This is a genomic window from Mycobacterium sp. UM_Kg1 (genome assembly GCF_000972925.1).
Lineage (GTDB): Bacteria > Actinomycetota > Actinomycetes > Mycobacteriales > Mycobacteriaceae > Mycobacterium > Mycobacterium hiberniae.
This window is the reverse complement of record NZ_JRMK01000183.1, coordinates 1-6,719: the sequence shown is the minus strand read 5'-3', so window position 1 is coordinate 6,719 and position 6,719 is coordinate 1. Positions and strand designations below refer to the sequence as shown.

Sequence of the window (6,719 nt, the reverse complement as noted above, 5' to 3'; positions counted from 1 at the left end):
CACGACGGGAGACCTTCCCCGTTCAACGACCGCTACAGCGAGTCGTCACACTTCCTCAACCAACCTGTCTGGGCAGTACACCTAGCGCAGTGTCGCCGCCGTGGGGCCGGCGGCGATCGCGAGCGCGACTAGTTCAGGGCGATCATCGCCAGGACGAACGAGAGCATCATCGCCACGCCGGCGATCGAGGTGCCAGCCACCGCCAGGGCGTGCCCGGCCTCACCGGTCGACCTGATCTGGTTCAGCGCGACGACGCCCACGATGACCCCGGCCAGCGCCAGCGGCCAGAACACCAGTCCGAGCAGGGCCAGCACCAGGGAGGTGACGGCCAGGACGTTGGTCTTCTGCGCCTGGCCCGGAAGGGGGTAGCCGCCGGAATACGGCGCGCCGTACCCCGCCGGCGGGTAACCCGGGGCGTAGCCCGGCGGCGGGTAACCGACCGGCCCGCCGGGTGCCGGGTACTCGCCGGGCGCGGGCGGTGGGGGAGGCAGATAACCGCCGGGCGGCAGGTAGTTGCCGGGCGGCGGCACAGCCGGATAGCCGCTGGTGGGCGGGGGTGGCGGGAAGCCGCCGCCGGCCGGGGGCGGCGGGAATCCGGGCGCGGGGTACGCCGGTCCGGGGGGATAGCCCTCGAAGCCCGACGGGTAAGCCCAGCCGCCCTGATCGGGCCCGACAGCACCCGGGTTGGCCCAGGGCTGGTTGGGATTGCCTCGTGGATTCTGTTCAGAATCCCCGCCGGGAGCTGTCATGCTGTTCAACCTAGCCGATGCGCCGCGACCGGCTTGTCGTCCGACAGCCGCTTCTCGGGGCGAGGAGAGAGAATTCCCATGACCAGCCCCTTCCAGCCCGGACAGCGTCCCGATCCGCTCGGCGCGGCCGGAGCGCCCGCTCGTCGTGATCCGGCCCGGCTGCCGACGCCGCCGAAAGGCTGGCCGATCGGGTCCTACCCGACCTACGCCGAGGCGCAGCGAGCGGTGGACTACTTGTCCGATCAGGAGTTCCCCGTCCATCAGGTGACCATTGTCGGCGTCGACCTCATGCAGGTTGAGCGGGTCACCGGCCGGCTCACCTGGCCCAAGGTGCTCGGCGGCGGGGTGTTGAGCGGCGCCTGGCTGGGTCTGTTCATCGGTCTGGTGCTGGGAATCTTCAGCGCCAACCCGACCCAGGCGCTGGTGACGGGTTTGATCGCCGGGGTGTTCTTCGGCCTGATCACCTCGTCGGTGCCCTACGCGATGGCCCGGGGTACAAGGGACTTCAGCTCCACCATGCAGCTGGTCGCGGGACGCTATGACGTGCTGTGCGACCCGCAGAGCGCCGAGCAGGGCCGGGATCTGCTGGCGAAGCTGACGCTGTAGCGGCTGCGGTGTTTGCGTAGCGCCCGCGGACGGCCTTACCGTCGTGGCACGGAACGGCAACGGGAGGCGGGTGGCGTGGGGAGTCGGCGCGGTCGCGTGGGCCGGCTGGGCGCGGCCGGGCTGATCGCGCTGACCGTGGCGTCGGCGGGCTCGTCCTGTGGATCGCCGGACTCGTCCGCCGGTGTCCCGGTGATCAGCGTCTACACCCCGGCCAACGACACCGCGACCTTCCGCGTCATCGCGGCGCGCTGCACCGAACAGGCCGGTGGCCGGTATCGGGTGCAGCAGTTCAGTCTGCCGCGAGCCGCCGACGATCAGCGCCTGCAACTGGCCCGGCGGCTCACCGGCAACGACCGCACCCTGGACGTGATGGGCCTCGATGTGGTGTGGACTGCCGAATTCGCCGAGGCCGGCTGGGCGTTGCCGCTGTCGGACGACCCGGCCGGCAAAGCCGAAGGCGACGCCGTCGAGGACACCCTGCCCGGTCCGCTCGCGAGCGCCCGGTGGCATGAGCGGCTCTACGCCGCGCCCATCGTCACCAACACCCAGTTGCTCTGGTACCGGCCGGATCTGATGGCGTCGGCGCCGGCCACCTGGGATGAGATGGTGGCCGAGGCGACGCGGCTGCACGCCGCGGGCGGGCCCAGCTGGATCGCGGTGCAGGCCAAGCAGTACGAGGGTCTGGTGGTGTGGTTCAACACCCTGCTGCAAAGCGCGGGCGGCCGGGTCCTCAGCGATGACGGCAAGACCGTCACCCTCGTCGACACCGAGGAACACCGGGCCGCCACCGTCGCCGCGCTGCGGGTCATGAAGGCGGTGGCGACCGCGCCCGGCGCCGACCCGTCGGTCACCCAGACCGATGAGGCCACCGCCCGGCTGGCGTTCGAGCAGGGCCGGGCGGCGCTGGAAGTCAACTGGCCGTTCGTGTTGCCGTCAATGCTGGAGAACGCGGTCAAAGGCGGGGTGGGTTTCCTGCCGTTGCAGGGGCGCCCGGAGCTGGCCGGCAGCGTCGAGGGCGGAGCGTTCAAACCCACCGAGGAGCAGTATCGGCTCGCCTACGACGCCAGTCGTTCGGTGCTGGGCTTCGCGCCGTATCCGGCTGTGCGGGAAGGCCACCCGGCCAAGGTGACGCTCGGCGGGCTGAACCTGGCGGTGGCCCGGACCACCCGGCATCGCGCCGAGGCCTTCGAAGCGGTGCGCTGCCTGCGCGGTGCTGCCAACCAGAAGTATCTGGCGATCGAGGGCGGCCTGCCCGCGGTGCGCGCCTCGGTCTACGACGACCCGCAGTTCCAGCAGAAATATCCACAGCACAACGTGATCCGCCAGCAGCTCACCGACGCCGCGGTGCGCCCAGCGACGCCGGTGTATCAGGCGGTGTCGACCCGGATATCGGCGACGCTGGCGCCGATCAGCGTCATCGACCCCGAGCGCACCGCCGACGACTTGGCCGTGCAGGTGCAAAAGGCCATCGACGGCAAGGGGCTGATCCCGTGACGCGGGTCGACGACGTCCGTTCACAGCGCCGGCTGGCGGTGTTGCTGGTCGCCCCCGCGGTGATCCTGATGCTGGCGGTGACGGCGTACCCGATCGGCTACGCGATCTGGTTGAGCCTGCAGCGCTACAACCTTGCCACCCCGCAGGACACCGCCTTCGTCGGCCTGGCCAACTACCAGACCACCTTGACCGACTCCTACTGGTGGACCGCGTTCGCGGTGACGCTGGGGATCACCGTGGTCTCGGTGGCCTTCGAGTTCGTGTTCGGCCTGGCGCTGGCGCTGGTGATGCACCGCAGTCTGTTCGCCAAGGGAATGGTGCGCACCGCGGTGCTGGTGCCCTACGGCATCGTCACGGTCGCCGCCGCCTACAGCTGGTATTACGCCTGGACGCCGGGCACCGGGTATCTGGCCGACCTGCTGCCCACCGGAAGCGCGCCGTTGACCCAGCAGTTGCCCTCGCTGGGCATCGTGGTGCTGGCCGAGGTGTGGAAGACGACGCCGTTCATGGCCCTGCTGCTGTTGGCCGGCCTGGCGCTGGTGCCCGAGGACCTGCTCAAGGCGGCGCAGGTGGACGGAGCCGGCCCCTGGCGGCGCCTGGTCTCGGTCACGTTGCCGATCATGAAACCGGCGATCCTGGTGGCGGTGCTGTTTCGCACCCTGGACGCATTTCGGATCTTCGACAACATCTACGTGCTGACCAACGGCTCCAACAACACCGGCTCGGTGTCGATCCTGGGCTACGACAACCTGTTCAAAGGATTCAACGTGGGCCTGGGGTCGGCGATCTCGGTGTTGATCTTCATCTGCGTGGCGCTGATCGCGTTCGTGTTCGTCAAGGTGTTCGGTGCCGCGGCGCCGGGATCGGACCGGCGATGACCGGTCTTCGCCGCCGCACCGCGTGGGTCATCATCGACCTGGCCGTGCTGGTCTATGCACTGGTCCCGGTGTTGTGGATTCTGTCGCTGTCGCTCAAGCCGACCTCAACGGTCAAGGACGGCAGGTTCATCCCCTCGTCGGTGACGCTGGACAACTACCGCGGCATCTTCGCCGGTGACGTCTTCGGTTCAGCGCTGATCAACTCGGTGGGCATCGGCCTGATCACCACGGTGATCGCGGTGGTGATCGGGGCGATGGCCGCCTACGCGGTGGCTCGCCTGGACTTCCCCGGCAAACGGCTGCTGGTGGGGGCGGCCCTGCTGATCGCGATGTTTCCCCAGATCTCCCTGGTGACACCGATTTTCAACATCGAACGTGCCACCGGGCTGTTCGACACCTGGCTGGGCCTGATCATCCCCTACATCACGTTCGCACTGCCGCTGGCGATCTACACGCTGTCGGCGTTCTTCGCCGAGATCCCGTGGGATCTGGAGAAGGCCGCCAAGATGGACGGCGCCACGCCGGGGCAGGCGTTCCGCAAGGTGATCGCGCCGCTGGCGGCGCCGGGCATCGTCACCGCTGCCATTCTGGTGTTCATCTTCGCCTGGAACGATCTGCTGCTGGCGTTGTCGCTGACGGCCACCAAAGCCTCGGTCACCGCGCCCGTGGCCATCGCCAACTTCACCGGCAGTTCGCAATTCGAGGAGCCCACCGGATCGATCGCGGCGGGGGCGATGGTGATCACCGTGCCGATCATCGCCTTTGTTCTAATCTTCCAACGACGGATCGTGGCGGGACTTACCTCCGGCGCGGTGAAGGGATAGGCCGATGGCAGAGATCGAACTCCTCCACGTCACCAAGAGCTACCCCGACGGTGCGGTGGCGGTCAACGACCTTTCGCTGAGCATCGCCGACGGCGAGTTCATCATTCTGGTCGGACCCTCCGGCTGCGGAAAATCAACCACGCTGAACATGATCGCCGGCCTGGAGGAGATCACTTCGGGGGAGCTGCGCATCGGTGGCGAGCGCGTCAACGAGCGCGCCCCCAAGGACCGCGACATCGCCATGGTGTTCCAGTCCTACGCGCTCTACCCGCACATGACGGTGCGGGGCAACATCGCCTTCCCGCTGACCCTGGCCAAGATGAAGAAGTCGCAAATCGCCGAGAAGGTCGCCGACGTCGCCAAGATCCTCGACCTGACCGACCTGCTGGATCGCAAGCCGTCGCAGCTGTCCGGCGGCCAGCGTCAGCGGGTTGCCATGGGCCGAGCGATCGTGCGGCACCCCAAGGCATTTCTGATGGACGAGCCGCTGTCGAACCTCGACGCGAAGCTGCGCGTGCAGATGCGAAGCGAGATCGCGCGGTTGCAGCGCCGGCTGGGTATCACGACCGTCTACGTCACGCACGACCAGACCGAGGCGATGACCCTCGGGGACCGGGTGGTGGTGATGCAGGGCGGCGTCGCGCAGCAGATCGGGACCCCCGACGAGCTCTACGAGCGTCCCGTCAACCTGTTCGTCGCCGGATTCGTCGGCTCGCCGGCGATGAACTTCTTTCCCGGCCCCCTGACCGCCACCGGCGCCCGCCTACCGTTCGGCGAAGTCCCGCTGGATGCGGCGACTCGTCAGATGATCGCTGCGCATCCCGCACCGCAGGGCGGTGAGGTCGTCATCGGGGTGCGCCCCGAGCACCTGGTGGATGCGGCGCTGCTCGACGACGCCGGGCGGCGCAATGCGGTGACCTTCACGGCCCGCGTCGACATGGTGGAATCGCTCGGGGCGGACAAGTACCTGTACTTCACGCCGAACGAATCCGCCGGAGCTCCGGCCGACGCCAGCCTGGTGGCCCGGGTCCCCTCGGCGTCGAAGGCCGCCGGCGGGCAGCCGATCGAACTGGCACTGCTGCCGGACAAGGCGGTGGCGTTCGACGCCAAGACCGGGGTGAACCTCAGCGTCGCACCCGCCGGGCGGTGAACACCCGGTGACCCACGACCTGGATCGGGTGCGTCAGCACGTACAGCAGCACTTCGCCGCCACCGGTGCCGCCGGTGAGCCGGACGTCGCCCGGGTGACATTTCTGGGTGTCGAGCCCATCGAGGTGTTGCGGTTCGGGCCCGGGCCCGACCGGATGGTGCATTACGTCTCGGCGGGTTGCTCGCGGCACCCGATGGGAGACCCCGGCCATATGCTTGCCGACCCGGTGCACGGCCCGCGAGCAGAAATCGTTGTGCACCTGCGTGCTTCGGCGTCTGATACCGGCCTGGCCCGGAGCATCGCCGCCGTGGCCGCGGCGCCGGTGGTCGAAGGGGTGGTGCTGGCGCCCGACGCGCTGATCGACCTCGGGGGACCGTTGTGGTCCGGGCCTGCGGGCCCGGCGCCGTTCACCGCGGTGCTGCTCGGCGACAGCGACATCGCCGAGCTGACGCTGGAGCCCCCGCGGGAACCGGTGCGATTTCTGACGGCCACCCCGATCACCGCGACGGAGGCCGCCTGGGTGCGGCTCAAAGGCGCCGAGGCGATGCGGGAGGCCTGGCGCGCCGACGGCGTGGACGTGTTCGACCCCGACCGTCGCGCATCCCAGCCCCACTAGCTTTCTCGTCGCCTTCTCGGCGAGCAGACGCAGAATCGCATCAGAACAGCCCAAAGAGGGCGATTCTGTGTCTGCTCGCGGGAAGGGCGGGGGAGGGCTCGCGGAGGTGGGGGTGCGATGGCCTCACAGCCAGCCGTTGCGGCGGAACGCGCGGTAGAGCACCGCGGAGATCACACACATGCCGCCCACCACAAGCGGATAGCTGAATGCCCAGTGCAGGGCCGGCATGTAGTCGAAATTCATCCCGTAGATCCCGGCGATCATGGTCGGGACGGCGATGATGCCCGCCCACGCCGACATCTTGCGCATGTCGGTGTTCTGCTGCATGCCCACCCGCGCGAGCGCGGCCTGCACCAGCGAGCTGAGCAACTCGTCGTAGCCGGCGATCTGTTCCTGTCTCTT

At 68.8% G+C, this 6,719-nt stretch carries 8 protein-coding genes; 6 read left to right on the top strand and 2 right to left on the bottom strand.

Annotated features, from left to right (window positions below):
* Positions 1-128 precede the first annotated feature (128 nt).
* Positions 129-749, bottom strand: a complete 621-nt coding sequence (locus LI92_RS23905; protein WP_052740862.1) for a DUF4190 domain-containing protein — start codon at positions 747-749, stop codon at positions 129-131.
* Between the two features lie 78 nt (positions 750-827).
* Between LI92_RS23905 and LI92_RS19045 the strand changes: the two genes are divergently transcribed.
* The 6 genes from LI92_RS19045 to LI92_RS19020 all read left to right on the top strand — a co-directional run bounded on the left by LI92_RS19045 (position 828) and on the right by LI92_RS19020 (position 6,317).
* Positions 828-1,355: a YflT domain-containing protein gene (locus LI92_RS19045; RefSeq protein ID WP_046321733.1), complete on the top strand. Its 528-nt coding sequence runs from the start codon at positions 828-830 to the stop codon at positions 1,353-1,355.
* Between the two features lie 75 nt (positions 1,356-1,430).
* Complete coding sequence (locus LI92_RS19040) at positions 1,431-2,849, top strand: ABC transporter substrate-binding protein (RefSeq protein WP_046321732.1); 1,419 nt, start codon at positions 1,431-1,433, stop codon at positions 2,847-2,849.
* Positions 2,846-3,727 (top strand): carbohydrate ABC transporter permease, encoded by an 882-nt coding sequence (locus LI92_RS19035; RefSeq protein WP_046321731.1) that lies wholly within the window; start codon positions 2,846-2,848, stop codon positions 3,725-3,727. The genes LI92_RS19040 and LI92_RS19035 overlap by 4 nt, the downstream gene beginning before the upstream one ends.
* Positions 3,724-4,551 (top strand): carbohydrate ABC transporter permease, encoded by an 828-nt coding sequence (locus LI92_RS19030; RefSeq protein WP_046321729.1) that lies wholly within the window; start codon positions 3,724-3,726, stop codon positions 4,549-4,551. The genes LI92_RS19035 and LI92_RS19030 overlap by 4 nt, the downstream gene beginning before the upstream one ends.
* A 4-nt stretch (positions 4,552-4,555) precedes the next feature.
* Entirely contained in the window at positions 4,556-5,701 is a 1,146-nt protein-coding gene (locus LI92_RS19025) for an ABC transporter ATP-binding protein (protein ID WP_046321727.1), read from the top strand.
* 7 nt (positions 5,702-5,708) lie between these two features.
* Positions 5,709-6,317, top strand: coding sequence for a suppressor of fused domain protein (locus tag LI92_RS19020; protein WP_046321725.1), 609 nt, complete (start codon positions 5,709-5,711; stop codon positions 6,315-6,317).
* A gap of 123 nt (positions 6,318-6,440) precedes the next feature.
* On the opposite strand, the gene LI92_RS19015 is transcribed toward LI92_RS19020, so the two are convergent.
* Positions 6,441-6,719 (bottom strand): CorA family divalent cation transporter (locus LI92_RS19015; RefSeq protein WP_046321723.1); only part of this gene is annotated, 279 nt, incomplete at its 5' end.

What these genes read in the sequence shown, in the direction of transcription:
- LI92_RS23905 (WP_052740862.1), bottom strand. Translation starts at nt 749, where the DNA reads ATGACAGCTCCCGGCGGGGATTCTGAACAGAATCCACGAGGCAATCCC.
- LI92_RS19045 (WP_046321733.1), top strand. Translation starts at nt 828, where the DNA reads ATGACCAGCCCCTTCCAGCCCGGACAGCGTCCCGATCCGCTCGGCGCG.
- LI92_RS19030 (WP_046321729.1), top strand. Translation starts at nt 3,724, where the DNA reads ATGACCGGTCTTCGCCGCCGCACCGCGTGGGTCATCATCGACCTGGCC.
- LI92_RS19025 (WP_046321727.1), top strand. Translation starts at nt 4,556, where the DNA reads ATGGCAGAGATCGAACTCCTCCACGTCACCAAGAGCTACCCCGACGGT.